Below are 26,246 nucleotides of genomic sequence, written 5' to 3'. Positions count from 1 at the left end.
CACCCCGTCATTCGCATTGAAAAGGCAGGCGCTTCGGCGCCTGCCTTTTTCCTTGTCAGGCGGCGCGATAGGTTGCGTGTCGAAAACGGATCTATCGCGTTACTAGATTGCCGCGCAACGCCATTGGTTATTCGGCCTGTCTGCGTTATCGGTCGCTGATGTTCCTTTCCGTCGCGACAACCCATCATCCAGCCACAGATCTCGGCTTCTTGCTGCACAAGCATCCCGAACGTCTGCACGAGACTGACCTATCCTTCGGCAAGGCCTGGCTGTTCTATCCGGAGGCGACCGATGAGCGTTGTGAGGCTGTGCTTCTGCTCGATGTCGATCCGATAGGGCTCGTTCGGGGCAAAGGCCAGGCAGAGGGCTTGCTGGATCAATATGTAAACGACCGACCTTATACGGCATCGTCATTTCTGTCTGTGGCTTTGAACAAGGTACTGCGGACAGCGATGACCGGCATCTCGAAGGAGCGCCAGCAACTGGCCGATAGCGACCTCCCGCTCGAAGCTGTGGTGACCCCGCTGCCGATGCGTGGCGGCGAGGCCCTGGTTCGAGATCTATTCGAACCGCTGGGATGGACCGTCAACCTGGCGCCGGTCGAAACTGTCGGATCTGGCGCGGGTGGACCACGATACGGTCATCTGAGGCTGACTGGCACCGGGCGCCTAAGCAGCCTGCTCAACCACCTTTATGTCCTGATCCCGGTGATGGACGACACCAAGCACTACTGGGTGGGCGAGGCCGAGATTGACAAGCTGCTGTCCAAGGGCGAGGGCTGGCTGGAAAACCACCCAGCCAAAGACCTGATCGTGCGCCGTTATCTGCGCAACCGAGGTGCGTTGGCCCGCATCGCCCTGGAGCGGCTGGCTCCGGAGACGGCCAATGAGGTCCTACCCCCCGAAGCCCGGGCTGCACCTGAGCAAGCGCTGGAGGCGCCCATCCGGCTGAACGACCTGCGCATGGACGCCGTGGTGCAAGCCATTCGGGCGACCGGAGGGGCCAGTGTTGCAGATTTGGGGTGTGGCGAAGGCAAGCTGCTCTATCGGCTCGTGCGCGAAAAATGAGTCCACAAGCTGTTCGGGCTCGACCCCGCTATTCGTGAACTGGAATGGGCCGCCAAGCGTCTCAAACTGAACGAGTTCGGGGGGCCGCCTGAAGACCGGGTCACGTTGCTGCACGGATCGCTGACATATCGCGACAGCCGATGGGCGGAAGCCGACGTCGCTGTGCTGGTCGAGGTCATCGAACATCTCGACGAAGACCGGCTGCCAATGATCGAGCGTATTATCTTCGGCGAGACAGCGCCAAAATTCGTGATCGTGACTACGCCGAACGCTGACTACAACCCCTTGTTCCCCAGTCTGGCCGCCGGCGCTTTTCGCCATCCGGATCACCGTTTCGAATGGGGCCGGGTTCGGTTTGAAGCCTGGGCGGTCAGGATCGGCGAGATCTATGGCTATAGCGCCGCCTTAAGTGGCATCGGAGCCGTGGACCCCGTGCTCGGCGCGCCGACGCAGATGGCGGTGTTCACCCGATGAGAGAGCCAGACAAGACCGACCTCACCATCCCTGACTTCGCCCTCGTCGTGCTGATCGGCTCGACGGGATCGGGCAAGTCGACCTTCGCCGCCAGGCACTTCCTGCCGACCGAAATCATCTCGTCGGATCGCTGCCGCGCGCTCGTCAGCGACAACGAGACTGATCAGGATGTCTCGGCCGACGCTTTTGATTTGGTGCGCGAAATCGCCGGCAAACGGCTCAAGCATCGAAAGCTGGCCGTCATCGACGCGACCAATGTGCGACCCGCTGATCGCAAGGCGTGGGTCGAGCTGGCGCGCAAATGGCACGCTTTGCCGGTCGCCGTGGTCATCGATCCGGGTGTTGATGTTTGCGTCGCCCGCAACGCGCTACGAGCCGATCGTCCCTTCGGCGTCGGCGTTGCCCAGCGCATGACGAACGAAATTCGCAAGGGCCTCGGCGGCCTGCAACGCGAAGGTTTCCGTCAGGTCTGGAAGCTCACCGGCGAGGCCAGTATCGACGCGGCCAAGGTCTCGCGTCAGCCATTATGGACCGACAAGCGCGACGATTGCGGTCCTTTCGACGTCATAGGTGATGTCCATGGTTGCGCCGACGAACTTCAGACCTTGTTCTGTCAGCTCGGTTACAGCATCGCCTGGTCCGACGGCCATGGTGATCGGACCGTCACTGTAACGCCGCCAGAAGGCCGCAAGATCGTCTTTGTCGGCGACCTCGTCGATCGTGGTCCCAACGTGCCCGACGTCTTGCGCATCGCCATGAGCATGGTCGCGGCGGGAACCGCCTACTGTGTCCAGGGCAATCACGAACGCAAACTCAGCCGCTGGCTGGAAGGCCGCAAGGTCACGATCGCCCACGGCCTGCAGCAAACCATCGACCAGTTGGACGCTCAGGATCGCGGCCTGCGAGAGGCTTTGCCGGCCTTCCTCGACAGCCTGCGCAGCCACGTCTGGCTGGACGGCGGACGCCTCGCCGTGGCACATGCCGGACTCAAGGAAGAGATGATCGGGCGCGGTTCCGGCGCGGTGCGCGAGTTCGCCCTCTATGGCGAAACCACGGGCGAAATCGACGAATTTGGCCTGCCCGTCCGTGCCGACTGGGCAGCCGCCTATCGGGGCAAAACCAGCGTAGTATACGGGCACACGCCGGTGCTGTCGGCGGAGTGGGTCAACAACACGCTTTGCATCGACACCGGCTGCGTGTTCGGCGGCAAGCTGACTGCCTTGCGCTGGCCGGAACGCGAACTGGTCGACGTGCCGGCAGTCGAGACCTGGTCCGAACCCGTGCGTCCCCTCGGTGGACCGGGCCTTGGCAAATCGGCACAGGCCGATGCCGACGGCGTGCTCGACTATCAGGATGTCTCTGGGCGACGCTGGATCGAGACCGAACTGAAAGGCAGGGTTGTCGTGGCCGAGGAGAACGCGTCGGCGGCACTTGAGGTGATGAGCCGCTTCGCGCTGTCGCCGCAGTGGCTGGTATATCTGCCGCCGACAATGTCGCCATCCGAGACCAGCAGCCAAGCCGGCTGGCTGGAACGCCCCGAGGAAGCTTTCAGTCATTTCCGCGAGCGTGGCGTCACCCAAATCCTGTGCGAAGAGAAGCACATGGGTTCGCGGGCAGTCATCGCTCTGTGCCGAAACGCGCAGACGGCGCGCGACCGGTTCGGGGTATCTGGCGACGAGACAGGCGCGATCTGGACCCGGACCGGACGCTCCTTTTTCAGCGACAGCGGCATGACGGAGCGCCTGCTCAATCGCCTGCGCGCCAGCGTCGACGCTGCGGATCTATGGCAGGAATTGAACAGCGACTGGTTGCTGCTGGACACCGAGATCATGCCATGGTCGGCCAAGGCAAGCAGCCTGATTGAAAGCCAGTACGCCCCAGTGGCAACGTCTGCGGCCGCTGGGCTCCAGGCCAGCCGCGAAGCGCTGGCCCGTGCGATGGCACGCGGCGTGGATACGGCCGCGCTCAAGGCTCGCATTGAGGACCGCGCCGCGCGTGCCGCCAGATACGCCACTGCCTGGGCGCCTTACGTGTGGCCGGTCTCGGGCGTCGACGACCTGAAGGTCGCGCCGTTCCACCTGCTGGCAAGTGAGGGATGCGTCTGGTACGACCAGAACCACGTTTGGCACATGACGCTTGCGGACCGTCTAGCTGCCGGGGGCGGCGTGGTAACGCGAACGCAATGGCGGATGGTTGACCTGGCCGATGCCGGTTCTTGTGCGGAGGCCGTCGCCTGGTGGGAGACGCTGACCGACTCAGGCGGCGAAGGGATGGTAGTGAAGCCGCACGACTTCGTCAGCCGAAACAAGAAGGGGCTCATGCAACCGGCGCTGAAAGTGCGCGGCCAGGAGTATCTTCGCATTATCTATGGCCCCGAATACGATGCGCCGGACAATCTCGTGCGCCTGCGCGAACGAGGCTTGGGTGGCAAGCGCAGCCTGGCGCTCAGAGAGTTCGCGCTCGGTCACGAGGCACTGAAGCGGTTTGTCGCCAAGGAACCGCTGCGACGTGTTCACGAGTGTGTTTTCGGCGTCCTGGCGCTGGAGAGCGAGCCAATCGATCCGAGGCTGTAGGCTACCCGAACATCCTCTCGCCTTGCTCGTCGACCAGTTGCATGCCCTTCTTGATCGAGATGTCGACGGCGTCGCCCAGTCCGGCAAAGCGATCGGCGCGGATGAATTTGTGTTCCTTCATCACGCCGTCGACTTCCTTCGAAACCACGCCGCAGGTCTGGTATTGGCCCCCCTCCGCCTTGTAGGGCGTGGCGCTGATCAAAAATCCCTTGTGCTCAACCTGCTTTGCCGGTGCTGCGCTCTTGGGCTCGCCCGCCTCACCGCCGCCACCACCGAAAAGACGTTTCAGAAAAGACATGGGGCTTCCTCCAACGGCAATCATCCTGCACCACGTCTCGCGGTGCAGGATGATTTTCAGTACCGTTCCTCAGTCGAACGGGCAAGGGTTCTCGCCAGGGGTCAACCGCGCGATAGCGCTTCCAGGGCTTCAGCGGCGGCTTCCAGGACTGCAATCGCCTCGGCCTGCTTTTCAGCCGGCGCGTCGACGAGATCGCCGAGCGCGGCACGCAGCCGGTGGCGCACGGCGCGGAACTCGTCGCGGGCTTCCGAGCGACCCCGTCCACCACGCCGTCCGCCTTCCTCGCCGTCGTCGTTCCAGCCGAACCAGTCCCGCGCTTTCGCCATCTTGCGGCCGAAGCGCTCCAGATGCTCGAGCACGCCGTCGATCATCTCGCGGTTCTCGGCGAGATGCGCCTGCCCCGCCTCGGTGATCGAAAACACCTTCTTGTTGCCGTCCGCGGCTGAAGCCGCATAGCCGGCCTCTTCCAAGAAGGTCAGCGTCGGATAGACGACGCCCGGGCTCGGGCTGTAGATGCCGCTGGTGCGCTCCTCCAGCGCCTTGATGATGTCGTAGCCGTGGCGCGGCGCCTCGGCCAGCAATGACAGCGTGATCAGCTTGAGATCGCCGTCGGCCAGCATGCGCCCGGCACGAAACATGTCGCCCGGGCCGCCGCGTCCACCGCCACGTCCGCCGTGGCCGAACGGACCAAAGCCGCCGCCCCCTCTTCCACCAAATTTGCCTGCCATGTGCAGGAATGCGCGCTCGGCGCGCTCGCCAAAGGGATGATGTCTGTGCATGAATTGCTCCTTGAGTTAAATCTTACGATACATCTTAATTAGGCTTGCCCCGCCGATGAGTCAAGATATATCTTACGATGTATCTAAAGACGGCGCCAGAAGGTTGATTTCGCCGCCGCCGGCAGCTAGAAAGCGCGTGAGGGCCAAAACCTCTCCGTAAGCGTCTGACGTCAAGCAACGCATCCAACCCCGGTCTTTCCGGGCAGTTCCGCCGGAAACCCGGCGCAATGGATGCCAAATGCGACGGACCGGATGTTTCAGGAAAATCCAAAAATGACCACGACCCGTAAGCGCGGCAAGCTGCCGGCGCGCTATGCCGCGATCGTCAGTCCGCTGGTGCTGTCGCTCCTGATGACCTTCATCGTCTCGTTCATATCGACGCTGAAAAGCCTTGGACTGCAACCTGATTTGCCGGCTGTCTGGCTCACTGCCTGGGGCCTGTCCTGGCTGGTAGCGTTCCCAACGTTGCTCATGGTGCTGCCGGCGGTGCGCCGCATTGTCGGCTGGCTTTGCGAGCCGGCGTCCCGGTAACGCCCATGACAGTAAGGCCCGCAGATATCTTTGGGCCTTGCCTCGCTACCAGCGGCCCTTGCGCCGGTTCCAGGCATAGAGAAGATCGGCGAAACGATCATAGGCCAAGCGCGTCAGCGGCAGCGCGACCGGATTGCCGAAGAGCGTCGCCAGCCAGCCCTCGCACGGCGTCGCCCGCCAGACGGCAACCGCGACATCGGCGCCGACCAGCAGCCTGCCTTCGGCATCGGTGGCATGCAGCCGGCGGCGTATGTCCTCCAGCGAGGCGCTGTAGCCAGAGAGCGCCGCCGGTTCGAGGTTGATGTCGCGGAATTCGATCCGCCCGGCCTTGATCGCCTCGATCAGCCGCCGTTTCTGCCGGGTGATGCCGCCATCGCAAACCGGGCAGCGTGTGTTGTACCAGACGGTCAGCGCAGGCTTGGACATGGCGCGACTATCACCCTGACGGCACGGCCCCGCAATATGACGCCGAGCCGCACGGACCCGCGCCCAGCGCTATCCAAGCGAAGTGACGATCTCGCGATAGGCAAATTCCGGGAAAGCCTTGAGCGTTCGCGTCTTGACGCTGCCACCCGTTGCCAGCATCAGGGCGAAACGAGCAAGCACAGCATCGTCGGGCGCCTCGATAATCGCCACCATGTCATATTCGCCCATAGTCAGGTAAAACGCCTTGAACGAGCCGCCCATGTCGGCCAGTTGCTTCTTGGCGGCATCGAGCCGCTTCGGCGACTCTCGGATGTTTCTGGCGCCCTGTTCCGTCCAGTTCATCAGCAGGATGTAGGTTGTCATCACACACCTCTCTCCGGCGCCACGGAGCACGGCTGAGGACATCAGCCGGGGCGGACATCCGGTTTTTCGCCCAGAACATGCATCCGACCAGGCAAGTATCCTCCCGACGGAGATGGGCGACAAGAGCCTTCACCCGGCAACAAAAAGGGCGCCATCGGCGCCCTTTTCGAATGCTGGTCTGTTGCCGGTATCAGCTGTCGAGGAAGCTCCTCAGCTTGCGGCTCCGGCTCGGGTGCTTGAGCTTGCGCAGCGCCTTGGCTTCGATCTGGCGGATACGCTCGCGCGTCACCGAGAACTGCTGGCCGACTTCTTCCAGCGTGTGGTCGGTGTTCATGCCGATGCCGAAGCGCATGCGCAGCACCCGCTCCTCGCGCGGCGTCAGCGAGGCGAGCACCCGCGTGGTGGTCTCGCGCAGATTGGCTTGGATCGCCGCATCGATCGGCAGGATCGCCATCTTGTCCTCGATGAAATCGCCCAGATGCGAATCCTCTTCGTCACCCACAGGGGTTTCGAGCGAGATCGGCTCCTTGGCGATCTTCAAGACCTTGCGCACTTTTTCGAGCGGCATTGCGAGCTTTTCTGCCAGTTCCTCCGGCGTCGGCTCGCGGCCGATTTCATGCAGCATCTGGCGCGACGTGCGCACGATCTTGTTGATCGTTTCGATCATGTGCACCGGGATGCGGATGGTGCGCGCCTGGTCGGCAATCGAACGCGTGATCGCCTGCCGGATCCACCATGTCGCATAGGTCGAGAACTTGTAGCCGCGGCGGTATTCGAATTTGTCGACCGCCTTCATCAAGCCGATATTGCCTTCCTGGATCAGGTCGAGGAACTGCAGGCCGCGATTGGTGTATTTCTTGGCGATGGAAATGACGAGGCGCAGGTTGGCCTCGACCATTTCCTTCTTGGCGATAGCGGCTTCGCGCTCGCCCTTCTGCACCTGGTTGACGATCTTGCGGAATTCCAGGATCGAGATCGCCGTCTCGGTGGCGAGGTTCTGGATTTCCGAACGCAGATCCTTGATCGCGTCCTTCTCGTTCTTGGTGAATTCCTTCCAGCCGCGCGAGGTCAGGTTGCCGATCGAGCGCGTCCAGTTCGGGTCGAGCTCGGAGCCCTGATATTCCTTGAGGAATTCCTCGCGGCGCACGCCATAGCTTTCGGCTAGGCGCAGCAGCTTGCCTTCGTTCTGCACTAGCCGCTTGTTGATGTCGTAGAGCTGCTCGACCAGCGCCTCGATGCGCGCCGTGTTGAGCGACAGCGACTTCACCGCCTTGATCAGCTGGTCCTTCAGCTCCTTCAGGCGGCGGTCCTGGCTTGGCGACAGCGTGCCGGTCGCGGCCAGACGGTTCTCGACCTGCTGGTCCTGCAGCTTGCGCAGCTTCTTGTAGGTGTCGGCGATGACGTCGAGCGTCTCCATCACCTGCGGGCGCAGTTCCGCTTCCATCGCCGCCAGCGACAGGCTCGCCTCGTCCTCGTCTTCCTCGTCGTCATCGACCAGGCCGCGCGTGTCGGCGCCGACATTGGTGATGTCGTCTTCCTCGTCGCGTCCACGCCTCGGCTTGTCCTCGGCCTTGGGCGCCTCCTCGATGCGCTCGACCACCGGCGCCTGCTTGGCTTCGGGGCCGGCATAGGTGGCTTCGAGGTCGATGATCTCGCGCAGCAGGATCTTGGATTCGTTGAGCTCGTCACGCCAGATGATGATGGCCTGGAAGGTCAGCGGGCTTTCGCAGAGGCCCGCAATCATCGTCTCGCGGCCGGCCTCGATGCGCTTGGCGATCGCGATTTCGCCCTCGCGCGACAGGAGCTCGACCGAGCCCATCTCGCGCAGATACATGCGCACCGGGTCATCGGTGCGGTCGGTCGGCTCTTTCTTGGTGGTCGTGGCGGCGACGGCGGTGCCGGTCTGCTCGGCCAGTTCGTTGGCGTCTTCCTCGGCGTCGGCATTGCTGTCGGCGGCCTCGGGCTCCTCGCTCTGATCGTCGTCCTCGACCACGTTGATGCCCATGTCGGACAGCATCGCATTGATGTCTTCGATGCGATCCGGATCGGTCTCTTCCGACGGCAGCACCGCGTTCAGTTCGTCGAGAGTCACATAGCCGCGCTTCTTGGCGGCCTTGATCATCTTCTTGACAGCATCATCGGAAAGGTCGAGCAGAGGCCCATCGGTGGCGCCTTCACGTTCGGTCTCGACCTCTTCCTTTTCCTTTGTCGCCATAGTCTCTATCTTCTCCTAGCGGCCGAGCATCGAAGCCGCGTAGCTGCCGCACCGGTCAAACTACATGCGCTGGTGGCGCTTAACCGGGCCGGTAACCGAATCAACTCTTTTGTTTGTTCATATCGTGCCCCCAAAACCGGTTTTCACTTTTGGGCGATATGCATTAAGTCCAGATTAACCCTGATATCTGTGGCAGGCTGACAGCCTGTCCAGTGATCAGCACCTCGCGTCAGTGCATTTCCATCGACGCCGGCGCGGGTTAAGGTTTCGAATCGTCCTGATTCCGTCATTCTGCCAGAAGGTCAAGCGCCTCTCGCATGATTCGCATCAAAAAAGCGAATCAATTACCCGACTTAGAGGCGTCGATTCGACGCGCAGCACGTACAACATTCATTCTTGCGCAGGTTTCGACCTAGACGCGCCCACCCCTGCCCGAGGATACCCCGAACCCTTCGATCAGCGCTTCCGTTGCTTGTACATCACGGAATTGCGCCTGAATCTCGATGAGGTGCCGGTAGTTTTCGTCAGTGGGATCGCTGGCGAGCGCTGCTTCCGCCTGTTTCAGCTCCTTATGTAAGGTGCGCGCGCTGCGCTGCAAGTGCAGCGCCTGGTTGAAGGCGTCGCGGGCATCGTCAAGCGCTGCGGTTTCCAGCGCGGGCCATTGCCTGGCCCGTTGGATGAGCGCCACGGCGCGCGCCCAGATATCGCTGCAGCCGGCACGTTCGATGGTGGCGATCACCGCGCTACGGTCATTGGCCATGTCGTGCGCCATCGCATCGAGGATGGCGGCGTGCAGCCGCTGCAGATCGGTGTTGGCGAGATCGAGGAACTCGACATGGGCGAAGTTCTCGTCGATCAGCGCCGGATGGTTGACGAGGGCTACGATGATCGTCGCCTCGCGCACCGACATCATCTCGCCACCGCGTTTGACCATGGCGGAGCGGCCGAGGCTTTCGGTGATCGCGGCGCGCGCGCCTGCCCCGCTGCCTTTGGCGAACTGTCCGCCGGATGCGGGCGTTTTGCCCTGCCCCGGTTTCCAGTCCTGGCGACCTTGCCGCACTTCGCGCTGGGCGCTGAAGAAGGTCAGCTCCCGCTCGCGCATCCACTGCTGGTAGTGGTAGCGCTGGCTCTCGTCGCGGATGCGGCTGGTCAGTTCGCGCAGCGTCTTTGTCAGCCCCGCCCGCCGCTCCGGCGTGTCGAAGACGCCACCGGATGTCTCACGCATCCACAACAAATCAGCGAGAGGCCGCGCTTCCGCCAGCACGGCACGAAACGCGTCCGGCCCTTCTGCCTTGACCAGATCGTCGGGATCCTTGCCCTCCGGCAACAGCGCAAAGCGCACCGACCGCCCGGCCTGCACCGACGGCAGCGCGAGATCCGCGGCGCGCCACGCCGCCTTCAGCCCGGCCTGGTCGCCGTCGAAGCACAGCATCGGCTCAGGCGCCATGCGCCACAGAAGTTCGAGCTGGTTTTCGGTGAGCGCGGTGCCGAGCGGCGCCACGGCATTCTCGAAGCCGGCCTGCGCCAGCGCAATCACGTCCATATAGCCTTCGACGGCAATCACCGTGCCGCCTTTCGCCAGCGCTTTGCGGGCGCGGGCGAAATTGTAGAGCACGTTGCCCTTGTGGAAGAGCTCCGTGTCGGGCGAATTCATGTATTTGGCCAGCGCATCGGGCGCCAGTGCGCGGCCGCCAAAGGCGATGATCTTGCCGCGCGAATCGGGGATCGGGAACATGATGCGATCGCGGAACCAGTCATAGGAGACCGGAATGTCGTCGCCATGACGCACAAGCCCGCAGGCTTCGATATCGGCCTTGGGCACGCCCTTGGCGGCAAGATGCTCCTTCAGCGCATTGCGGCTGTCGGGCGCAAAGCCCAGCCGGAACGATTGCTGCGTCGCCGGCGTCAGCCCGCGATCCCTGAGATAGGCGCGGGCTTTTGCACCCTCCGGTCCTTGCAGCCGCTCCTGGAAGAAGGCAGTCGCCATCTCCATGACATCGGTCAGACTGGCGCGTTCCTTCTCACGCTGTTCTTCCCGCTCGTCGCGCACCGGCATCGGCACGCCGGCCATGTCGGCGATCTTCTCGACCGCTTCGGGAAAGCTTAATCCGTCGAGCTCGGTCAGGAACTTGAAATGATCGCCCGACACCGAACAGCCGAAACAGTGATAGCGGCCCTTCTTGTCCTCGCAGTGGAAGGAGGGGCTCTTTTCGCCATGGAACGGACAACAGGCCCAATAGTCGCCGCGCGAGGCGTTGGTCTTCTTCCTGTCCCATGCGACGCGCTGGCCGATGACCGATGAAATCGGCACACGGTCGCGTATCTCATCGAGAAAGGCGGGCGGAAAGCGCATTGGGGAACTCGTTTGTCCCTCATATAATCATGCTCGCGGAATCCGACGACCCTTATTGCGGACCATACCCGGTTTCCACAGCCAAAAAGCCCGGTTTCTACAGCCAAAAGAAAGGCGGCCGTTTCGGGCCGCCTCCTTTCAAGTCTCTGCATTGCGCCGGCGAGGCCGGGCTTAATGCGCGGCAATGGCGCCGAAGATGATGCCGGACAGGACGCTGACCAGCACATAGTCGTTGCCGACGCGGATCCATTCCTGGCCGGGGCCGGGGCGATGCAGGCCATAGCGGCCATAATCGCGGATCGGCTGGTGCCGCTTCCAGCTGGAATATTTCCGGCCATTGCGCCAATGGCTGCGCTTGACGACCACCGTCTTCTTCACGACGCGCTTCCTGATATCGACATGCTTGCCGGGCCTCTGCCAGTCGACCTGCGTGTAATTCGACTGCGGTGCGACCGGTGCGTTCACCGGTGCGGCCTGGCCGGTAAGCGAAGTGGCGGCCAGCATCGAGAAAGCGAGGGCGGAAAGAACAATACGTTTCATAGCGGGGCTCCTTGGTTGTCGATGCCTAGGGAATAGCCCCCGAAGGATGAACCGAAACTGAACACTAGCATTACATTTACGTAATGAAATCCTGTGCTTATCCTGGATATTTGAACATCATCGCAAAGGCGATTGCCGGGAGTCCGGCAAATCGGGACGATCCGCTCCCATCGCCAGGGATCCGCCATGCAACCATTTGCGCATCCGTCCATTTTCCGACACGCCCTGTCGCGCCGCGACGGCTCTTGAAATCGACAAGATTTTATTACCCGGCTAAAATATTCCGGATATTGTTCAAGACTGTCATGACCATGATTCGCAGCCCCGTTTTCATCCCTGCACTGCGCGCCCTCCGCGTCGCGGTAGCTGTCTGCGTGCGGGTTTCGAAATGAGCGGCTCCGTCGTCCTGCTGCATCTGGCGGGCTCGGTGGCGCTGATGCTGTTTGCCACCCGCATGGTCAAGACAGGCGTCGAGCGCGCCTATGGCGACGTGCTGCGTCACCGGCTGCGCTCCACCATGCGCAATCCGATCATGGCGGTGCTGGCCGGCTGCGGCCTGTCCATCGCGCTGCAGAGCTCGACCGCCGTCACGCTTCTCGTCGGCTCCTTCGCCGGCGCCGGCATCGTCTCGGGCATGTCGGGCCAATTGGCTGTGCGCGGCGCCGAGATCGGCTCGGCGCTGGTGGTCAAGCTCTTGACCTTCGATCTGACGCTGCTGGTGCCGATCTGCCTCGTCGCCGGCACGGTCATGTTCATGGCCACCGAGCGGCGCGACTGGCGCCAGTTCGGCCGCATCCTGGTCGGCATCGGCCTTCTGGTACTGTCGCTGGAGATGATCGGCCAGGCCTCGGAGCCGCTGCGCCAGAGCACGCTGATGCCGCTCATCATCGAATATTTCTCCAGCGACTACGTCACCGCCTATCTGCTCGCCGCGCTCGTTACCTGGTTGTTCCATTCCTCGATCGCCGCGGTTCTCTTGATGGTCACGCTGGCCGGCCGCGGCTTCATCCCGCCCGAACTGGGCATCGTGCTGGTGCTCGGCGTCAATCTCGGCTCGTCGATCATTGCGCCGCTGCTCACCCGAAGTGCCGAACCTGGCGTGCGCGTCGTGCCGATCGGCAATCTGTTGATGCGCGGCATGGGCTCGCTGGTGATGCTGATCCTGTTCATGACGCTGAAGCCGCCGGTGGCCTTTCTCGGCGCCACCGTGCCCGACCAGATCGTCAACGCCCACATTCTGTTCAATGTGCTGATCCTGCTCGCTGGCCTGCCGCTTGCCAGCCTGATCTATCGTGCCTCTGAGAAGATCGTCGCAATGGGCACCAAGCCAGCGCCGGCTACAGAGCTCGATGTGGTCGAACTCTCCGCCCTCAACGACGGCGCGCTCGACGTTCCGAGCCAGGCGCTGGCCAACGCCACCCGCGAGGTGGTGCGCGTCTGCGAGACGGTCGAGATCATGCTCAAGCGCATCATCGAGCTGTATGAAAGCGCCGACGGCGACAAGATCAAGGCGCTGGCCGCCCTTGACGACCGCGTCGACAGGAAGCACGCGGCGATCAAGCTCTATCTGGCCAAATTGACCAGGAACTCGCTCACAGAGGACGAGGCGCTGCGCTGCCAGGAGCTGATAGGCGCCTGCGTCAAGCTCGAGCAGGTCGGCGACATCATCGTGCGCAACATGCTGGTGCATGTGAAGAAGAAGTTCGAGCGCGGGCTGGAGTTCACGCCCGAGGGCTGGAGCGAGCTGCTCGCCTTCCACACCTCGGTGCTGGCCAATGCCAGGCTTGCCTTCAACGTGCTGGTGTCGCGCGACCCTGAGACTGCCCGCCAGTTGGTGCTGGAAAAGGACCGGCTGCGCGACCGCGAAAAGGAAACCAGCGCCAGCCATTTCGTGCGCCTGCGCGACGGCACCGCCAAGAGCGTCGAGACAAGTTCCATCCACCTCGACACCATCCGCGACCTGAAGCAGATCAACTCGCTGCTGGCGTCGATGGCCTACCCGGTGCTGGAAGAGCGCGGCCTGCTCGGCGGCTCCAGGTTGAAGGCGAGCTGATCAAGAAAACCTAAACCGGCCGCAAAAATTTCTGCATTGCCGGCAAGCGCCATCCATGATTTGAGGCCAACTCATTCAAGGATCGCTTCCGCGCCATGCTTCCGCTCATTGCCCTGTTCATCGCCGCCTTCGCTTTCGGCACCACCGAATTCGTCATTGCCGGCGTGCTGCCGCAAGTGGCCGACGGCCTTGGCGTTTCGATCCCGACCTCCGGCTATCTCGTCTCAGGCTATGCCGGCGGCATCGCGATTGGCGGGCCATTGCTGGCGCTCGCCACCAAGGGCATTTCCCGCAAGACGCTGCTGCTTTGCCTGACCGTCGCCTTCACCATCGGCCAGGCCGCTTGCGCGCTGGCGCCCGATTTTACCTCGATGCTGCTCTTGCGCATTGCGGTCGCCGTCGCACACGGCGCCTATTTCGGCGTCGCCATGGTGGTGGCTGTCGGCCTCGTGCCCGAGGACAAGCGCGGCATGGCCGTGGCTGTGATCCTCTCCGGCCTCACCGTATCCAATGTCATCGGCGTGCCGGCCGGCACCGCAATCGGCAATCTCTGGGGCTGGCGCGCCACCTTCTGGGTGATGTGCGCGCTGGGCGTGGTGGCGTTTGCCGCCATGGCCGCCCTCCTGCCGCGCAAAACGGGCGCATCGAGCCCATCCACCAGCCTTGGCAGCGAGGTTCGCGTGCTGGCGCGCCAGCAAGTCTGGACCTCGCTGATCCTGATGCTGATGTTGATGATCGGCCAGTTCGGCCTGTTCACCTACATCACCCCGACACTGCTTGAGGTGAGCCATCTCGACGAGAGCCTGATCCCCTGGGTGCTGCTGCTCAACGGCGTCGGCGCCACGGTCGGCGTCTTTCTCGGCGGCAAGCTTTCCGATTGGAAGCTGATGCCGTCGCTGATCACCATGCTTGCGCTGCAGGCGGTGATGTTGGGCGTGATCTATGCCGTCAGCCCCTACCCCGTGCCGATGGTCATCGCCATCGTTGTCTGGGGTGGCCTCAACTTCGCCATAGGCACGCCGATCCAGACCCGCATCCTGGCCTGGACGGCGGACGCCTCCAACCTCGCCTCCTCGCTCATCCCCTCCGGCTTCAATGTCGGCATCGCGCTCGCCGCGTCGCTGGGCGCCGCCATGCTCAATGCCGGCTACGGCTACCGCAGTCTGCCGGTTGTGGGCGCTGCCGCCATGCTGGTCGCGGTGGTGGTGGCACTTGCCTCCTACATCTGGGAGGGGCGCAGCCGGGCAGCGCCGCCGCTGCCCGCACCGGCCGAATAGCGTCGGACTACAAATCGATCCGGAACAACAAACTCTCGGCGCCGCCATACGCGGCGTCCTTGATGAACGGACCGACCACACGGCCGCCATTGGCCAGCACCACCTTCTGCGAGGCCGGATTGTCGAGGTCGGTGGTGATCTCGACATATGGCAAACCAACAGCCCTCGCCTCGTCCAGCATCAGCCGCAGCGCCTCGGTCGCATAGCCTCGTCCGCGCTTCCACGGCACCACGGCATAGCCGATATGGCCGAGCACATGCGACGGCAGCGCGGCCGTACCCGGCTGCCAGCGAAAGCCGATCGAGCCGGCGGCCTCGCCGTCCCAGATCCAGCGCCGGAACCCCGGGAGCCGCGGCACGGTCGTGCCGTCCGGCAAGGTAATCGGGCCTCCTTTGGCCTCGGGATCGTCGAGGCTGGCAAGGAACGCCGCGGGATCCTCGTCGATCGCCGCAAGTTGCTCGCGCGTCGCTTCCATCAGCCGGACATTGTCCGGCGACCAGCCACGCTCGAGCGCCGCCTTGTAGGAGGGCAGATGTTCGAGCGTGGGTTTGACGATTTCGATTATGGTGGGGCTCTCCGGCAGGTCAAGGCTTGGCTCGCTTAAGCCGGTGCGTACCGTTTCTTGCCCAGAGGTGATGTCCCGCCCCCTGCTCTCCTTCGCCACTGAAGCGGTGTCGGCTCTTACTGCAGCAGGCCTTTGACGATGCCGCTAGCCTTGCCGAAATCCATCTGGCCGGCATATTTCTGCTTCAGCGCGGCGATCACCTTGCCCATGTCCTTTTGGCTGGCGGCACCGGTCGCAACGATCGCCTCGCGCGCCGCAGCTGTTACGGCGGCGTCGTCCAACGGCGTCGGCAGGAAGCCGCGGATGATCTCCATCTCGCCACGCTCCTGCGCCGCCAGTTCCGGGCGCTTGCCGTCCTCGAACGCCTTGGCCGATTCCTCGCGCTGCTTCACCATCTTGGCCAGGATCTGCAGGATCTCCTCGTCGCTGGCGGGGTCCTTGGCCGAGCCGCGATTGGCGATGTCGCGGTCGTGGATGGCGGCCTGGATCAGCCTGAGCGTCGGCAGGCGGTGCTTGTCCTGCGCCTTCATCGCGCTTTTCAGGGATTCAGCGATTTTTGCGCGCATGATGCTTTCTCCTTCGAACGGCGCGGACAATAACCGCGGCCCATCCGCAAAGCAAACGCGCCAAAGCCCTGATATCGTTTGACGAAACAAATGCTCGCCGTTTTGGCACGGCATCATTGACCGCTCTGGCGCCTTCCCCTATGTACTCGGCCTTGCATAAGACAAAGAATTGATGCGCGCAGGCTTGAGAGATCGGCCGCGCCGTTTGCTGCGCAGATGGCCCGCCATCGAAGCGCGCAGCGTGACAGGAGCGTCGCCATGGCCGAGATGACCCCCGAACTGACCCCGCCTTGGGCAACCGAAAAGCCGACCGCCGTCCTGGTGCTGGCCGACGGCACCGTCATCGAGGGTCGCGGCCTCGGCGCCACCGGTTCCGCCGTTGCCGAAGTCTGCTTCAACACCGCGCTCACCGGCTACCAGGAAATTCTCACCGACCCGTCCTATGCCGGCCAGATCGTCACCTTCACCTTCCCGCATATCGGCAACATCGGCACCAATGACGAGGACATCGAGGACTTGAACCCGGTCGCCCGTGCAGGCGCCGTTGGCGCGGTGTTCAAGGCCGATGTCACCAACCCGTCCAACTACCGCGCCGACACCGGGCTGGACCAGTGGCTGAAGAAGCGCGGCATCGTCGCGCTGTCGGGCATCGACACCCGGGCGCTGACCGCGCTGATCCGCGAAAAGGGCATGCCCAATGCCGTCATTGCGCACGCGCCCGACGGCATCTTCGACATCGACGATTTGAAGCGGCGCGCCGCCGCCTGGTCGGGCCTGATCGGGCTTGACCTCGCCAAGGAAGTCACCTCGGGCCAGTCCTCGGTCTGGCGTGAAACGCCCTGGGTATGGAACGAAGGCTTTGGCGAACAGGCCGAGCCGTCGATGCACGTCGTCGCCATCGACTACGGCGTCAAGCGTAACATCCTTCGCCTGCTTTCCGGCCTCGGCGCCAAGGTCACCGTGGTTCCGGCCGGCACCGGCTCGGAAGAGATCCTGGCCATGCAGCCCGACGGCATCTTCCTCTCCAACGGCCCCGGCGACCCGGAAGCCACCGGCGACTACGCCGTGCCGGTCATCCAGGACCTGCTCAAGACCGACATCCCGGTATTCGGCATCTGCCTCGGCCACCAGATGCTGGCCCTGGCGCTGGGCGGCAAGACCGCCAAGATGCACCAGGGCCATCACGGCGCCAACCACCCGGTCAAGGATCATACCACCGGCAAGGTCGAGATCGTCTCGATGAACCACGGCTTTGCCGTCGATGCCGACTCCTTGCCCGAGGGCGTCGAGGAAACCCATGTCTCGCTGTTCGACGGCTCGAACTGCGGCATCGCGCTGACCGGACGTCCGGTGTTCTCGGTCCAGCACCACCCCGAGGCCTCGCCCGGCCCGCAGGACTCGCACTATCTGTTCCGCCGCTTCGTCAACCTGATCCGCGAAAAGCGCGGCGAGGAATTGCTGGCCGAGCGCGCCTGAGCCTTGCCAAGCAGAATTAAGCGATAATATCGCTTAACATAAAGCGATAAATCTGCGATATTCCTGCCGTGAAGACGATCATCCTCTCGGCGTCGGCAGCTCGCGATCTCGATAATCTGCCGGCCGATGTCCGCGAGCAGGTTACCGAGGGCTTGAACACTTATGCCATCAGCGGGCGTGGAGATGTGAAACGTCTTGCCGGCCGAGACGGTTACAGACTTCGGATCGGTCGCTACCGCGTTATCTTCGATGAAGATCGCACGACAATCCTCGCGATCTACATCGGCAAGCGCGAAACGACGACCTACAGCCGGCCATAGGACAGGACATCATGAACGCTCCGCAAATCATAAGGACTTCAACCGGGGAAGAACTGGTCGTCATCCCGAAGGCTGACTACGAGGCATTGCTGCATGCCGCCGAAGAAGCCAGAGAAGACGCTGCGGATGTGGCGATCTACGATGAGCGGAAGGCCGAGCTCAAAACGGAAAAGCCCCTGCCCGCCGAGGTGACCATGGATATTTTGCGAGGTTCCAGCCGGCTCAAGGCGCTGCGCAACTGGCGCAAGCTGACGCAAGCCGAATTGGCTGATGCCATCGGTGTCAGCCAGGGCTTCCTGTCGGACCTTGAATCCAATCGCCGCAAGCCATCGGCGCAAACCAGCACCATGCTGTCGAAGGCATTGGACGTGCCCAGCGAATGGATCGAAGCCTAGTATCTAACCTTACGGCACCGGCCGGCCTTCGCTGGCTTCCAAAATGGCGAACCATTGCTGGCGGTCGAGCGCGATATCGAGTGTCTTGACCATGGCGGCCAGCCGCTCGGGCTTCATCGTGCCCAGCACCGGCACCAGCCGGGCCGGATGGCGCAGCAACCAGGCGATGGCGACGGCGGCGAGATCGCCGGCGCCGATCTCGGCAGCCACCGCCGCGATTGCCGCCCTGACCCGCGCCTCGCGCCCTTCCTTGCCGGTGAACAGCAAGCCGCCGCCGAGCGGCGACCAGATCATCGGCGCATAGCCGAGGCGTTGCGCGTGATCGAGGCTGCCATCCATCAGCGCATTGGTCTTCAGCACCGACATCTCGATCTGGTTGGTGGCCAAGGCAAACGGCAGCCGCGAAGCCAGAAGGTCGAACTGCGACGGCGTGAAATTGGAGACCCCGACCGCTCTCACCTTGCCCGACTTGACCAGCCCGGCAAGGGCCGCCGCCGTCTCGTCGGCATCCATCAGCGGATCCGGCCGGTGCAGCAGCAACAGGTCGAGATAGTCGGTGCCGAGATTGGCGAGCGAACGGTCGACCGAGGCGGCAATGTGGGCCGCACTGGTGTCGTAATGCTTCAGCCGGTTCTGAGGCCGGTTGGCCGATGCCAGCATGATGTCGCATTTCGAGATCAGCTCGATGCTGTCGCGTTTGCCCTTCCAGCGCGACAAGCCGGCGCCAAAGGCAGCTTCCACCTGGTAATGCCCGTAAATATCGGCATGGTCGAAGCTGGTCAGGCCGAGATCGACCGCAGTGCCGATCAGCCGCGCGATCTGGTCGGCGTCCGGGCGCGCGGCGTTGTCGAGCAGGCGCCAGGCGCCGAACACCAGCCGCGACAGCGACACTCCGTTCTTGGTTAGCTCTATGCGGCTGTCATGGCTCATATCTGGGCTCCATCTTCCGCAGCGCCGGTGGCAACGCTTCTCACCGCCGTCGGCCTCGCAACTTTCGTCACAAAGACAATGACCGCAAGCGTCAGGAAGCACGCGCCAACCAGATAGGGCGCGCCGCCGAACACCACGGGCGCATTCGGTCCGGTGAACCAGGAAAAGATCGCGGTGTAGAGCAGCGGCGTGATGATCGAGGTGATCGAGAAGATCGACGTCATCGCGCCCTGCAATTCGCCTTGCGCCGACGGCGGCACCTTGGCGGCGGCAAGGCTTCTCAGCGGCGGATCGGCCAGTGCTTCCAGGCAGCCGACGACGATCACCGCATAAATCATCCAGCCTTGCGAGGCGAAGGCGTAGCCGAAGGCGCTGGCCGCCGTGAATGTCAGGCCGATGACCGCCGTCCTCCATTCGCCAAGTTTGGGGATCACGCGCGGCAGCACCGTCGCCATGACGATCGCCCCACACAGGCCGAAGGCGCCGAGCGAGAAGCCGATCTGCTGCTCGCTCCAGCCATAACGATAATTGGACACGAACGACCACACCGCCGGATACATCATGTGGCCGAGCGTCATTAGGAAGAAGGCGAGCCCGATCCAGCCGATGCCCTGATATTGGCGCATCTGCAGCAGCGTGCCGACCGGGTTGGCGCGTTTCCACTCGAAGCGGCGGCGGTGCTTTTCATCGAGCGTTTCAGGCAGGAAGAACATGGCGATGAGGAAGTTCACGAAGGCAAGCCCGGCGGCAAAGTAAAACGGCACTCGCGGCCCGAACGTGCCGAGCAGCCCGCCCAGCACCGGCCCAATGACGAAGCCGACGCCGAAGGCGATGCCGAGCAGACCGAAATTCTTCGCCCGGTTGTCATCGTTCGAGATGTCGGCAATGAAGGCCGACGTCGTCGAATAGCTGGCGCCCGAAATGCCGGCCAGCACGCGGCCGATGAACAGCATCGGATAGGACCAGGCGATGGCGCAGATCAGATTGTCGATCGAGAATGTAAGCACCGAGGCAAGCAGGATCGGCCGCCGCCCGAAGCGGTCGCTCAATCCACCCATGATTGGCGCGAAGAAGAACTGCATCGCCGCATAGACGAAGAACAGCCAGCCGCCTTCGATCGCCGCTTCGCTGATGCCGACGCCGGAAAGCTCCCTGAGAAAGGCCGGCAACACCGGCATGATCATGCCGAAGCCGATAATGTCGAGCAGCAGCGTGGTGAAGACGAGCGCAAGGCCCCGCCTGGCGGTTTTGGGGTCGATCATGATGGCGTCTGCTCCCTGAGACCGCCCTTGGGCGGGCGCCCGTTATAGGCGAGGCGCCACTTTGGAACAATAGGAGAACGCCTCAGGCGTTCTCCTCCTGACATCTGTTGCCGGTGGTGAATCGGCCCGCCGACGGATGCGCTTTGGACCGCGGTCGGCTGGAACTTGCGAGCGCCTCAAACCGGACCAGTCAGCGTGTTGCAATCCGACAGCTTGCCGCTCTTGTAGCCGCGCGCCAGCCAGGTCTGCCGCTGCTGCGACGTCCCGTGGTTGAAGCTTTCCGGCACGACATAGCCCTGCATCTTCTTCTGCAGCGTATCGTCGCCGATCTGCTTGGCGGCGTTGAGCGCCTCTTCGATGTCGCCCTGTTCCAGAATGCCCTTCTGCGCGGTGAAATGCGCCCAAACGCCGGCGAAGCAGTCGGCCTGCAGCTCGATGCGCACCGACATCTGGTTGGCTTCCGCCTCACCCATCGACTGCCGCATCTGGTTGAACTTGGGCAGGATGCCGGTGAGGTTCTGCACATGGTGACCGACTTCATGAGCGATCACATAGGCTTGGGCGAAATCCCCCGAGGCGCCGAACTGCTGGTCGAGCTGCTGGAAGAAGGTGGTGTCGAGGTAGACCTTGTGGTCGCCGGGACAATAGAACGGTCCGGCTGCCGTCGAGGCGGAGCCGCAGGCCGAGCGGATCTGGCCGCTGAACAGCACAAGCTTCGGGTCCTCGTATTTCAGGCCCTGCGACTGGAAGATGCCGGTCCAGGTCTCTTCGGTCTCGGCCAGCACGGTCGCCACGAACTGCTTCATCTCGTCGGAAGCAGGCGTGCCGGCGCCGTCGTCCTGGCCGCCGCTGTTGTCGGTAATCTGGCCACCGCCACCCGGCAGCACGCCGCCGCCGTCGCCGCTGCCCAGGATCTGCGACGGATCGAAGCCGAAATACCATCCGGCCAGCACCACGAGGACAACCAGCAGGATGCTGCCGCCGCCGCCGGTGCGGCCGCCGATCGGGATGCGGAACTGGCCAGGGCTGCCGCCGCCGAAACCACCACCGCCGCCGCTGTCGCTGCGCTCGTCCTCGACATTGTCACTCTGACGGCGGCCCTTCCAGAGCATGGCAACTCCCCGTATGCAAATTTTCGGCTGGCCTGGCCGATTGTCGTGGCCCAGTCCGACCCAACAGACAATTATCGCAATGGTTGCGCCAAGTCACAGTATTTTTCGTGGCGGCGGCATCGCGTTCGCACTCTGGTCGAGGCGGCATGCGCGCTGTAGCATCCGGTTCGAACGGGGGTGTCGGGGACTTGCGGACGATCGGTCGATTTCTGCTGCTGGCCGTGGTGCTATGCCTCGGCCCGTCGCCGGCCCGCGCCGTGACGCTCGATTCCAGCGTCGCCGTGACCGACCCCGAGACATTGCAGGCGCTTGAGCGTGGCGGCCTGTCGATCAGCCGCCTGCTCGGCCCGGCGCTGGGTCTCACGCGCGAGGTCGACAATCGCGGCCTGTTTTCGGTGCGCGCGCTGACCCCTGTGCGCAACGCCGTCAAGCAGGAGATCGCCGACGAGCCTGCCAATAGCCCCGATCCTTACGTCGCGGCCATGGCCAAGTCGAAGGACACCAGCCAGAAATTCAACCCGAAATACATCGACGATGACGGCTCGACGCTCGACCTGACCGGGGTCGTCAACCGCATGGACCGCGGCTATCTCGGCCACACCGAATGCGGCGAGATCAGGCTGATCTACCGCTTCCACTATTCGGTGGCGGAGAAGCCCACGAAGGGAAAGACAGCGCAACGAATCTCGTCGCGGCTGCCGCTGACCATGAGCCTGGTCTTCAACGCCAGGCCCGGTGAGGCTCACGCCCGCGCTTCGAGAGACCGTCCAAGCGCCACCGCCGTTTCCTGTGCCGAAATCGCCAAGCGCTGGCTCGCCGCCGGCCAGAAGAACCTTGCGCCCGAGCAACTGGCAGCCTGGCTGCGCTCCGACGAAGGGCCGCTCTCCAACGCCATGCTGAATTCGTCGCAGATCATGCGGCTTGAGCTGAACATGCAGGTTCTCCGGCTGTCGGCCTCGAGCCGCCGCGACTTCGGTGGCCACGCCGAATATCTCCTCAAGATTTTCAAATGGGACCCAACGACGTCCACCTTCCAGGAATCGAAGATGGAGAACCAGATCGACCGGAAAGTGGTTCTGGCCGACCGGCCGGCCTTCGCCAAATGGCTGCTGACCGACCGCAACCTCTACGACCTCGATCGCGGCCGGCTGGTCATCGACGACAAATTCCTGGCGACCAGCGCCGTCTCGGTCGCACCCGGCGGCATGGCCAGGTCGCAAAACAATATCGCCTATGGGCTGCTCGACGATGCCGACATCGACAAGGCACTGCAGGACTATGTCGCCAAGGGCAACGAGCTGCGCAGCGTGAAATCGGTGGCCGGCTTCAATCTGCGTCTCAACGAAATGACCTGCACCGGCTGCCACCAGACGCACGGCATTGCCGGCTTCCATTACACCGGCGCCGATCCGGCCAGCGAGCCGCGCCGCAACGCCGTCTTCGTCCCCGGCTCGGCGGTGTTCTTCGCCGACCTGCCGCGCCGCCGCGCCATCGTCGAGGACTTCGCCGCCGGCGGCCATCCGGATTTCTCACGCGGCTTCGCCGCCCGTCCGGACGCCAAACTCGCCGAAGCGCTGAAAGGCACCGATCTCTACAATGGCTGGGGGTCGATCTGCTACAGTGGCGAGGATACGAGCTTCAAGGACTGGAACTGCGGCGAAAGCCTGCGCTGCGCCGGCGTCCATGAAAGCGACATCCATCCGGGCTTCGGCACCTGCGTCAGCGAGGCGGCCACCGCAGTCGGCGACCCCGTCGAGTTCGGCGAGATCAAGATGTCGAGCTGGGGCAGCGACAAATATTGCCGCCTGTCGCCGGCCACCGCAAAAGCCTGCGCCATCGATCCGGCGCGCGACAAGAAACCGGTAATCAAGCTCGCCGGCTATGGCGCGGCGCGCCAACGCTATGACAACCCCGAGCAGAAGACCGGTGGCTTTCCCGGGGGCATGCTGCGCAAGGCAAGCTGCGACAAGCTTCCCGACGAGGCGACTTGCGGCCGCCTGGCCAAGACCGGTTTCAACGACTGCATCGCGTCGGGCAAGGACCACAAATTCTGCACCAAGGAATTCACCAAGACCGCCGGCCTGCGCGCCTGCGACAAGGCGCATCCCTGCCGCGAGGACTATATCTGCACCGCCGGCTACGACGATCTGGCCGCAGCCAAGCCTGGCAAGGGCTCCTGCATTCCGCCCTATTTCATCTTCCAGTTCCGCGTCGACGGCCATCCGCGCAGTTGGGTGCAGGACACCGAGGAATGAGCGGCAGGTTGCCGCTTGCGAACAGAACTCAGATCTTCTGCTTGGTGCCGGCGCTTTTGCCGTCCGAGCTTTTGGAGCGTTCCTCGAAACGCGCGGCGCCCTTTTTCAGCGCATGGCCGGTTTCGACCTCGGTCTTGCGTTCGTCCTTTGCCGCTGCCTGCCTCAAACCCTCGGCCGCCTGCTTGCCCTTCGCGGTCGGTGCCTGTTCGACGCCCATGTTTTCCTCCTTGGCGCGCAACAATCGCGCGCAACGTCAGGAGCAACGAGCCTGACGTGCGGAGGTTCCAGTGGTGCGGCCCGGCACCCCTCAGCCCGGCGCGATCATCGCCTTGCGAAAGGCTTCCAGCGTCTCGGCGCTGACATGATGCTCGATGCCCTCGGCATCGATGCGCGCCGTCTCGGCGCTGACACCGAGCGAACGCAAAAACGCTTCTACCGTCTGGTGGCGGATGCGGCTCTCTTCCGCCACCTTGCGCCCGGCGTCGGTCAGGAACACACCGCGATAGGGTTTTCTGGAAACGAGCCCGTCGGCGCACAGCCTTGTCAGCATCTTGGCCACCGTCGGCTGGGCGACACCCAGCCGCGCAGCAATATCGACCTGACGCGCCTCATTGCCGTCCTCGATCAGGTCGGCGATCAGCTCGACATAATCCTCGACCAGCGCGCCGCGGCGCGCTTCGCGCTGCTGCCGGAACCCTTTCGAATGAATCTCGGCGTCAGGCAGCGGCTCCTCGCGTCCAACCGGTCTGTGCTTCAGCGCCAACACGCGCTCCTTCCTATCTTTTTGACAAGAATCGGCTTTGGGCAAAGCAATCGCCCTTTGCCATTCATAGCACGGGCTTAACTGTTCCAGCCGTTTATTTCCATTCCATGGTAGGCGCAACCGGCGTTTGCGATCCCCTGCCGGCCTGCCGGTCGGCGCAACAGGAAGCACATACAATGAAATATAGCCTATTGCATAATGTTGAGCCCTGGCATAGATTGGATGACGTCAACCGATCCACCCAGTGGAAAGCCCTCCATGTCCGAAGCTGACGCTACCTTGGGATCATCCTGGCGATTTGACAGGCCGGAGGACAATCCTCCCAGCCTGCGCGAGGTGAACTCCACGATCGCGGTGCCGCAGTCCGGCGTCTGGTTCCGTCGCCTGTTCGCCTTCATGGGACCGGGCTACATGGTCTCGGTCGGCTATATGGATCCGGGCAACTGGGCCACCGACCTCGCCGGCGGCGCCCAGTTCGGCTACACGCTATTGTTCATCATCATGCTGTCCAACCTGATGGCGATCCTGCTGCAGGCGCTTGCCGCCCGGCTTGGCATCGCCACCGGCCGCGACCTCGCCCAGGCCTGCCGCGCCTATTATCCGCGTCCCGTCAGTTTCGTGCTGTGGATCGCCTGCGAACTCGCCATCATCGCCTGCGACCTCGCCGAGGTGATCGGCACGGCGATCGCGCTGCAGCTTCTGTTCGGCATTCCGCTGATCGGCGGCGCGTTGCTGACGGCGCTCGACGCCTTCATCGTGCTGCTCTTGATGAACAAGGGTTTCCGCTATCTCGAAGCCTTCGTCATCGCGCTTCTGATCATCATCTTCGGCTGTTTCGCCATCCAGATTTTTGCCGCTGCCCCTCCGGTCGGCTCGATCCTGCATTCGATGTTCGTGCCGTCGACGGAGATCGTCACCAATCCGGCGATGCTCTACATCGCCATCGGCATCATCGGGGCCACGGTGATGCCGCACAATCTCTACCTGCACTCCTCGATCGTACAGACACGCGCCTATGAACGGACCGAAAAAGGCAAGCGCGACGCCATTAAATGGGCGACGACGGACTCGACCATCGCGCTCGTCCTGGCGCTGTTCGTCAACGCCTCGATCCTGATCGTCTCGGCGGTGGCCTTCCATGGCACCGGCCATCAGGATGTCGCCGAGATCGGCCAAGCCTTCGAGCTCTTGTCGCCACTGCTCGGCCTCGGCATCGCCTCCATCCTGTTTGCGGTGGCGCTGCTGGCCTCCGGCCTCAACTCGACGGTTACGGCAACGCTTGCCGGCCAGATCGTCATGGAAGGCTTTTTGCGCCTGCGCATTCCGCAATGGGCGCGCCGGCTGCTGACGCGCGGCATCGCCATCGTCCCGGTGGTGGTCGTCACCGCGCTCTATGGCGAAAAGGGCACCGGCCAGTTGCTGGTCTTCAGCCAGGTGGTACTGTCGATGCAGCTGCCCTTCGCAGTCATCCCGCTGGTGCAGTTCGTCTCCGACAAGAAGAAGATGGGCAACCTTGCCATTCCCCGCGGCGTGGCGGTCCTCGCCTGGGTCGTCGCGGCGGTCATCCTGGTGCTCAACTTCAAGCTGCTCTACGACACCGTCTTCGGCGTCGGCTGAGTTTCTTCTTGAGCAGTTCGCCGTTTCGCCGAAACG

General features: G+C 63.3%; 25 protein-coding genes. 11 read left to right on the top strand and 14 right to left on the bottom strand.

Going from position 1 to position 26,246, the window contains the following annotated elements:
* Nucleotides 1-107 precede the first annotated feature (107 nt).
* The 3 genes from NKH54_RS03915 (at nt 108) to NKH54_RS03905 (ending at nt 4,114) form a co-directional block, all read left to right on the top strand.
* Nucleotides 108-1,067 (top strand): 3' terminal RNA ribose 2'-O-methyltransferase Hen1, encoded by a 960-nt coding sequence (locus NKH54_RS03915; protein WP_353027727.1) that lies wholly within the window; start codon nt 108-110, stop codon nt 1,065-1,067.
* 105 nt (nt 1,068-1,172) lie between these two features.
* Nucleotides 1,173-1,541, top strand: a complete 369-nt coding sequence (locus tag NKH54_RS03910; protein WP_353027726.1) for a hypothetical protein — start codon at nt 1,173-1,175, stop codon at nt 1,539-1,541.
* Complete coding sequence (locus NKH54_RS03905) at nt 1,538-4,114, top strand: polynucleotide kinase-phosphatase (RefSeq protein ID WP_023705834.1); 2,577 nt, start codon at nt 1,538-1,540, stop codon at nt 4,112-4,114. The genes NKH54_RS03910 and NKH54_RS03905 overlap by 4 nt, the downstream gene beginning before the upstream one ends.
* Nucleotide 4,115: 1 nt before the next feature.
* Here NKH54_RS03905 and NKH54_RS03900 read toward each other — a convergent pair whose 3' ends face one another.
* Nucleotides 4,116-4,412: an HlyU family transcriptional regulator gene (locus NKH54_RS03900; protein ID WP_023697084.1), complete on the bottom strand. Its 297-nt coding sequence runs from the start codon at nt 4,410-4,412 to the stop codon at nt 4,116-4,118.
* Between the two features lie 101 nt (nt 4,413-4,513).
* The gene (locus tag NKH54_RS03895) at nt 4,514-5,191 is read right to left on the bottom strand and encodes a PadR family transcriptional regulator (RefSeq protein ID WP_023672450.1); all 678 of its coding nucleotides are present in this window, start codon (nt 5,189-5,191) and stop codon (nt 4,514-4,516) included.
* 273 nt (nt 5,192-5,464) lie between these two features.
* On the opposite strand from NKH54_RS03895, the gene NKH54_RS03890 reads away from it, so the two are divergent.
* Nucleotides 5,465-5,722: a DUF2798 domain-containing protein gene (locus NKH54_RS03890; RefSeq protein ID WP_023672449.1), complete on the top strand. Its 258-nt coding sequence runs from the start codon at nt 5,465-5,467 to the stop codon at nt 5,720-5,722.
* A 45-nt stretch (nt 5,723-5,767) separates the two neighbouring features.
* On the opposite strand, the gene NKH54_RS03885 is transcribed toward NKH54_RS03890, so the two are convergent.
* The 5 genes from NKH54_RS03885 to NKH54_RS03865 all read right to left on the bottom strand — a co-directional run bounded on the left by NKH54_RS03885 (nt 5,768) and on the right by NKH54_RS03865 (nt 11,619).
* Nucleotides 5,768-6,148, bottom strand: coding sequence for a thiol-disulfide oxidoreductase DCC family protein (locus tag NKH54_RS03885; protein ID WP_023705835.1), 381 nt, complete (start codon nt 6,146-6,148; stop codon nt 5,768-5,770).
* A gap of 69 nt (nt 6,149-6,217) precedes the next feature.
* Nucleotides 6,218-6,511 (bottom strand): GYD domain-containing protein, encoded by a 294-nt coding sequence (locus tag NKH54_RS03880; RefSeq protein ID WP_023672447.1) that lies wholly within the window; start codon nt 6,509-6,511, stop codon nt 6,218-6,220.
* A 190-nt stretch (nt 6,512-6,701) separates the two neighbouring features.
* Complete coding sequence (gene rpoD, locus NKH54_RS03875; protein ID WP_023672446.1) at nt 6,702-8,726, bottom strand: RNA polymerase sigma factor RpoD; 2,025 nt, start codon at nt 8,724-8,726, stop codon at nt 6,702-6,704.
* Nucleotides 8,727-9,138: 412 nt separating this feature from the next.
* On the bottom strand, nt 9,139-11,079 hold the full coding sequence (dnaG, locus tag NKH54_RS03870) for a DNA primase (RefSeq protein ID WP_352510515.1): 1,941 nt from the start codon (nt 11,077-11,079) through the stop codon (nt 9,139-9,141).
* A 171-nt stretch (nt 11,080-11,250) separates the two neighbouring features.
* Nucleotides 11,251-11,619 (bottom strand): RcnB family protein, encoded by a 369-nt coding sequence (locus tag NKH54_RS03865; RefSeq protein ID WP_023697079.1) that lies wholly within the window; start codon nt 11,617-11,619, stop codon nt 11,251-11,253.
* A gap of 388 nt (nt 11,620-12,007) precedes the next feature.
* Between NKH54_RS03865 and NKH54_RS03860 the strand changes: the two genes are divergently transcribed.
* A complete protein-coding gene (locus NKH54_RS03860; protein ID WP_352497543.1) occupies nt 12,008-13,672 on the top strand; it encodes a Na/Pi cotransporter family protein in 1,665 nt (554 codons plus the stop codon).
* Nucleotides 13,673-13,767: 95 nt separating this feature from the next.
* On the top strand, nt 13,768-14,949 hold the full coding sequence (locus tag NKH54_RS03855; RefSeq protein ID WP_353027725.1) for an MFS transporter: 1,182 nt from the start codon (nt 13,768-13,770) through the stop codon (nt 14,947-14,949).
* Between the two features lie 7 nt (nt 14,950-14,956).
* Here the strand turns inward: NKH54_RS03855 and NKH54_RS03850 are convergent, their stop codons facing one another.
* Entirely contained in the window at nt 14,957-15,514 is a 558-nt protein-coding gene (locus NKH54_RS03850; RefSeq protein WP_023683792.1) for a GNAT family N-acetyltransferase, read from the bottom strand.
* Nucleotides 15,515-15,630: 116 nt separating this feature from the next.
* Nucleotides 15,631-16,080, bottom strand: a complete 450-nt coding sequence (locus NKH54_RS03845; RefSeq protein WP_031195862.1) for a GatB/YqeY domain-containing protein — start codon at nt 16,078-16,080, stop codon at nt 15,631-15,633.
* Between the two features lie 258 nt (nt 16,081-16,338).
* Between NKH54_RS03845 and carA the strand changes: the two genes are divergently transcribed.
* From carA to NKH54_RS03830, 3 genes are all read left to right on the top strand, one after another.
* Nucleotides 16,339-17,556 (top strand): glutamine-hydrolyzing carbamoyl-phosphate synthase small subunit, encoded by a 1,218-nt coding sequence (gene carA, locus NKH54_RS03840; RefSeq protein WP_352497545.1) that lies wholly within the window; start codon nt 16,339-16,341, stop codon nt 17,554-17,556.
* A 68-nt stretch (nt 17,557-17,624) separates the two neighbouring features.
* Nucleotides 17,625-17,876, top strand: coding sequence for a type II toxin-antitoxin system RelE family toxin (locus tag NKH54_RS03835; protein WP_023711204.1), 252 nt, complete (start codon nt 17,625-17,627; stop codon nt 17,874-17,876).
* An 11-nt stretch (nt 17,877-17,887) separates the two neighbouring features.
* Nucleotides 17,888-18,271 (top strand): helix-turn-helix transcriptional regulator, encoded by a 384-nt coding sequence (locus tag NKH54_RS03830; protein ID WP_352497546.1) that lies wholly within the window; start codon nt 17,888-17,890, stop codon nt 18,269-18,271.
* Between the two features lie 9 nt (nt 18,272-18,280).
* Here the strand turns inward: NKH54_RS03830 and NKH54_RS03825 are convergent, their stop codons facing one another.
* The 3 genes from NKH54_RS03825 to ypfJ all read right to left on the bottom strand — a co-directional run bounded on the left by NKH54_RS03825 (nt 18,281) and on the right by ypfJ (nt 21,575).
* On the bottom strand, nt 18,281-19,201 hold the full coding sequence (locus NKH54_RS03825; protein ID WP_353027724.1) for an aldo/keto reductase: 921 nt from the start codon (nt 19,199-19,201) through the stop codon (nt 18,281-18,283).
* Nucleotides 19,198-20,463 (bottom strand): TCR/Tet family MFS transporter, encoded by a 1,266-nt coding sequence (locus NKH54_RS03820; protein WP_023683790.1) that lies wholly within the window; start codon nt 20,461-20,463, stop codon nt 19,198-19,200. Before NKH54_RS03820 ends, NKH54_RS03825 begins: the two co-directional genes overlap by 4 nt.
* 176 nt (nt 20,464-20,639) lie before the next feature.
* Nucleotides 20,640-21,575, bottom strand: coding sequence for a KPN_02809 family neutral zinc metallopeptidase (gene ypfJ / locus NKH54_RS03815; RefSeq protein ID WP_023672436.1), 936 nt, complete (start codon nt 21,573-21,575; stop codon nt 20,640-20,642).
* 188 nt (nt 21,576-21,763) lie between these two features.
* Here ypfJ and NKH54_RS03810 point away from each other — a divergent pair, with 188 nt between their 5' ends.
* Complete coding sequence (locus NKH54_RS03810; protein ID WP_352594840.1) at nt 21,764-23,830, top strand: hypothetical protein; 2,067 nt, start codon at nt 21,764-21,766, stop codon at nt 23,828-23,830.
* A gap of 28 nt (nt 23,831-23,858) precedes the next feature.
* Here NKH54_RS03810 and NKH54_RS03805 read toward each other — a convergent pair whose 3' ends face one another.
* Nucleotides 23,859-24,047 carry a hypothetical protein gene (locus NKH54_RS03805; protein WP_023672434.1) on the bottom strand — a complete coding sequence of 63 codons (189 nt, stop codon included), beginning with the start codon at nt 24,045-24,047 and terminating at the stop codon, nt 23,859-23,861.
* A 90-nt stretch (nt 24,048-24,137) separates the two neighbouring features.
* On the bottom strand, nt 24,138-24,593 hold the full coding sequence (mntR, locus tag NKH54_RS03800; RefSeq protein ID WP_023740198.1) for a manganese-binding transcriptional regulator MntR: 456 nt from the start codon (nt 24,591-24,593) through the stop codon (nt 24,138-24,140).
* 258 nt (nt 24,594-24,851) lie between these two features.
* Here mntR and NKH54_RS03795 point away from each other — a divergent pair, with 258 nt between their 5' ends.
* Nucleotides 24,852-26,210: an Nramp family divalent metal transporter gene (locus NKH54_RS03795; protein WP_023672432.1), complete on the top strand. Its 1,359-nt coding sequence runs from the start codon at nt 24,852-24,854 to the stop codon at nt 26,208-26,210.
* Nucleotides 26,211-26,246: the final 36 nt, after the last annotated feature.

This window comes from Mesorhizobium sp. M1004, assembly GCF_040318795.1.
Taxonomy (GTDB): domain Bacteria; phylum Pseudomonadota; class Alphaproteobacteria; order Rhizobiales; family Rhizobiaceae; genus Mesorhizobium.
The sequence above is the reverse complement of the archived record's forward strand: the minus strand, read 5'-3'. Positions and strand labels throughout refer to the sequence as shown.

Excerpts from the sequence above, each read along its gene's own strand:
- NKH54_RS03905 (WP_023705834.1), top strand. The coding sequence starts at position 1,538 with ATGAGAGAGCCAGACAAGACCGACCTCACCATCCCTGACTTCGCCCTC.
- NKH54_RS03900 (WP_023697084.1), bottom strand. The coding sequence starts at position 4,412 with ATGTCTTTTCTGAAACGTCTTTTCGGTGGTGGCGGCGGTGAGGCGGGC.
- NKH54_RS03895 (WP_023672450.1), bottom strand. The coding sequence starts at position 5,191 with ATGCACAGACATCATCCCTTTGGCGAGCGCGCCGAGCGCGCATTCCTG.
- NKH54_RS03890 (WP_023672449.1), top strand. The coding sequence starts at position 5,465 with ATGACCACGACCCGTAAGCGCGGCAAGCTGCCGGCGCGCTATGCCGCG.
- NKH54_RS03885 (WP_023705835.1), bottom strand. The coding sequence starts at position 6,148 with ATGTCCAAGCCTGCGCTGACCGTCTGGTACAACACACGCTGCCCGGTT.
- NKH54_RS03880 (WP_023672447.1), bottom strand. The coding sequence starts at position 6,511 with ATGACAACCTACATCCTGCTGATGAACTGGACGGAACAGGGCGCCAGA.
- rpoD (WP_023672446.1), bottom strand. The coding sequence starts at position 8,726 with ATGGCGACAAAGGAAAAGGAAGAGGTCGAGACCGAACGTGAAGGCGCC.
- dnaG (WP_352510515.1), bottom strand. The coding sequence starts at position 11,079 with ATGCGCTTTCCGCCCGCCTTTCTCGATGAGATACGCGACCGTGTGCCG.
- NKH54_RS03865 (WP_023697079.1), bottom strand. The coding sequence starts at position 11,619 with ATGAAACGTATTGTTCTTTCCGCCCTCGCTTTCTCGATGCTGGCCGCC.
- NKH54_RS03860 (WP_352497543.1), top strand. The coding sequence starts at position 12,008 with ATGAGCGGCTCCGTCGTCCTGCTGCATCTGGCGGGCTCGGTGGCGCTG.
- NKH54_RS03855 (WP_353027725.1), top strand. The coding sequence starts at position 13,768 with ATGCTTCCGCTCATTGCCCTGTTCATCGCCGCCTTCGCTTTCGGCACC.
- NKH54_RS03845 (WP_031195862.1), bottom strand. The coding sequence starts at position 16,080 with ATGCGCGCAAAAATCGCTGAATCCCTGAAAAGCGCGATGAAGGCGCAG.
- carA (WP_352497545.1), top strand. The coding sequence starts at position 16,339 with ATGGCCGAGATGACCCCCGAACTGACCCCGCCTTGGGCAACCGAAAAG.
- NKH54_RS03830 (WP_352497546.1), top strand. The coding sequence starts at position 17,888 with ATGAACGCTCCGCAAATCATAAGGACTTCAACCGGGGAAGAACTGGTC.
- NKH54_RS03825 (WP_353027724.1), bottom strand. The coding sequence starts at position 19,201 with ATGAGCCATGACAGCCGCATAGAGCTAACCAAGAACGGAGTGTCGCTG.
- NKH54_RS03820 (WP_023683790.1), bottom strand. The coding sequence starts at position 20,463 with ATGATCGACCCCAAAACCGCCAGGCGGGGCCTTGCGCTCGTCTTCACC.
- ypfJ (WP_023672436.1), bottom strand. The coding sequence starts at position 21,575 with ATGCTCTGGAAGGGCCGCCGTCAGAGTGACAATGTCGAGGACGAGCGC.
- NKH54_RS03805 (WP_023672434.1), bottom strand. The coding sequence starts at position 24,047 with ATGGGCGTCGAACAGGCACCGACCGCGAAGGGCAAGCAGGCGGCCGAG.
- NKH54_RS03795 (WP_023672432.1), top strand. The coding sequence starts at position 24,852 with ATGTCCGAAGCTGACGCTACCTTGGGATCATCCTGGCGATTTGACAGG.